Below are 1,959 nucleotides of genomic sequence, written 5' to 3' on the forward strand. Positions count from 1 at the left end.
CGCGGATCAAACTGTTTCGCAAACACCTGTATCAGCTCGGCTCCAATAAAGCAGGCGTGTTACCCACAGAGATCCCGATTGCCCATCCAGAAAATCGCGTGACGCTGCGTAAAGAGATCCAAGAGTGTGATTTGCTCGGAACCAGCAGTGATGACAAGAAAATCTACCTGTATCGCTACAGCGAAAACTCCGCCATCATGCGCGAAATCGGTCGCTTGCGCGAAGTGGCGTTTCGCGCTGTAGGTGAAGGCTCAGGGCAACGGTATGACATCGATGGCTATGATCGCCACTATGTCCACATTGTGCTGTGGGATGATCAGGATCTGGAGATTGTCGGTGCCTACCGATTGTGCGATACCGCCACCACCTTACGCGAAAAAGGCTTAGACGGTATCTATACCCACTCGCTTTTCCAATACGATGAAGGGATGACGCCTATCTTGCAGCAAGGGCTGGAGTTGGGGCGCAGCTTCGTGCAGCCGCGCTACTGGGGTTTACGCAGCTTAGATTATCTGTGGCTAGGCATCGGGGCATTTTTAGCGCGCAATCCGCATTTTCGTTATCTGTTCGGGCCGGTCAGTATCAGTAACGGTTTACCGCCGGAAGCGAAAAACCTGCTAGTTTACTTCTATCAAACCTATTTTGCCGCTCACCAGAGCATTGCCCGCTCACGTCGCCCTTATCAGCTGACGAACGAACTGCAAAAAGAACTACAGCAACAGTTTTGTGGCTCGGACTACCTTAAAGATCTCACGACCCTTAAATCGCTGATGCACCATTTTGGCGTGCAGATCCCGACCTTGTACAAACAGTACAGTGAACTGTGCGAACCTGGTGGCGTGCAATTCTTGGATTTTGGTACTGATCCCGACTTTGCTGACTGTATTGATGGCTTAGTACTGGTTGATACCAGCAAGCTGAAAGAGAAAAAACGCGCTCGCTACATCACGCCACATTTGAAAGCGTCCTCTCAGGAAGCGCCACAGGATGATGCGAAGACACAAAACACGAGCCTAAACACTCAACCGGCTCAATCATAGCCTGTCACACACAAGCCTCTGGCGCAGCAATCAGCACCATCCAGTAGAGTTAAATAGCACAAAGCCCGAAACTCAGTTCGGGCTTTGTCATTATGCTGCAAGCAGATTTACCATGCGCGTACAGGGCCGGTATCCACATGCACAAAATTGCTTTTTGGATAGTAGCCCACACCGCCGGCTTTCATTTTCATGGCCGCTTTGCGGACATTACTCAATGATGCGCCTTCAATGCGAAAATCCACGGCACGTGCCAGAGTATGATAGCTATGCTTAGCCACACCCCGAGAATGCTTGCGCAGATTTTTATTGGTTTTCGGTGAACGGTAGCCAGAAATCAGTTGGATTTCCCCACGTGCGCCGACCATCAGTTGAATGCGGTATAGTTGATCAAACAATCGTTTATCAATCTTGGTAACCTGATTGGCTCGGTAATCACGCAACAAAAAATTCAGGCGTGACAACTCTTCCGAGACGTAGTTTTTACCATCAAAAAACTCGGCCCGAACCTTTTCCCCAGTATTGATGTTATTCAATGTCAGGATCTTTGGTTTGGACGTAGATAATGAGGCCAAAGCTTGCCCGGGAAGCAGCGCACAACCGAGTACTACGCCACCTAAAGCAAGCCACTTACGACGACTGTGATCAATCCCTTGCTCAAGATCTTGCATAATTTAAGTGATTACTATCCGGTTAATTATAAGGAAACGCTATAAACCCAACGCGATGCACCTTAACCGCACAGGCAAAGTCAGTCAACCTATACGGCAGCACAAAGATCTGACAGATCCCTCTGACGCTGACCTATTTAAGACCGGATGTCAGTAGAAAGATTCGGATAAGCACCCATTTTCATGAACTTAATCACAAAATAAGTTTCTTCAGACAGAACATATCGAGATGTATCACAATATGACAGGGC

2 protein-coding genes are annotated in these 1,959 nt (G+C 48.5%); one reads left to right on the forward strand and one right to left on the reverse strand.

The window, feature by feature from the left end:
• Nucleotides 1-1,040, forward strand: a 1,040-nt coding sequence (locus ACRC27_RS05035; protein ID WP_438639328.1) for a GNAT family N-acetyltransferase, incomplete at its 5' end; no start/stop codon positions are given.
• Nucleotides 1,041-1,147: 107 nt separating this feature from the next.
• Here the strand turns inward: ACRC27_RS05035 and ACRC27_RS05040 are convergent.
• Complete coding sequence (locus tag ACRC27_RS05040) at nucleotides 1,148-1,708, reverse strand: YcbK family protein (protein WP_039045343.1); 561 nt, start codon at nucleotides 1,706-1,708, stop codon at nucleotides 1,148-1,150.
• Between the last annotated feature and the right edge of the window lie 251 nt (nucleotides 1,709-1,959).

The organism is Plesiomonas sp. (assembly GCF_051650925.1).
Taxonomy (GTDB): domain Bacteria; phylum Pseudomonadota; class Gammaproteobacteria; order Enterobacterales; family CAMTGL01; genus Plesiomonas.